Source organism: Halorubrum sp. Atlit-26R (genome assembly GCF_003666015.1).
Lineage (GTDB): Archaea > Halobacteriota > Halobacteria > Halobacteriales > Haloferacaceae > Halorubrum.
Map to the genome: position 1 here is coordinate 1 of NZ_QPLT01000528.1, position 445 is coordinate 445.

Annotated in this window: 1 pseudogene; it reads left to right on the forward strand. The window is 68.8% G+C overall.

Annotation, left to right across the window (positions count from 1 at the left end):
* Nucleotides 1-445 (forward strand): annotated as a pseudogene (locus DVK07_RS21795) (hypothetical protein); the annotation flags it as partial.

The following is a 445-nucleotide window of genomic DNA, read 5'->3' on the forward strand; positions in this document are numbered from 1 at the left end:
TGGACGAGCTGTTCGAGCTGATCGACCAAGGGAGTAAATCGCGCGGGATCCCCGAAGCGGACCTCCACATCCCGGCGTACAACGGCGGGCTGTTCCGAACGGATCCGGACGAGGACGACGGCGCGGAGGCGCGGTTCCTCGCCGAGCACACGGTCGGCGACGCGCACTTAGCCCGAGTCGTCGAACTGCTCACGCGGAGCCGGCAGGGGGACGGCGAGGGGAAGATCTTCGTCGACTACTCCTCGCTGGACGTGCGCCACCTCGGGAGCGTCTACGAGGGACTGTTAGAGTACCAGCTTCACGTCGCGGACGAGCCGCTGGCGCTCGACGACGGCGAGTACGTGCCGATCGAGGCGAGCGAGGAAGGCGCGGCGGGCGACGAGAGCGACCCGGACGCCGCCCCCAGAAACGTCGCGGTCGAGCCGGGCGAGGTGTACCTCACGAC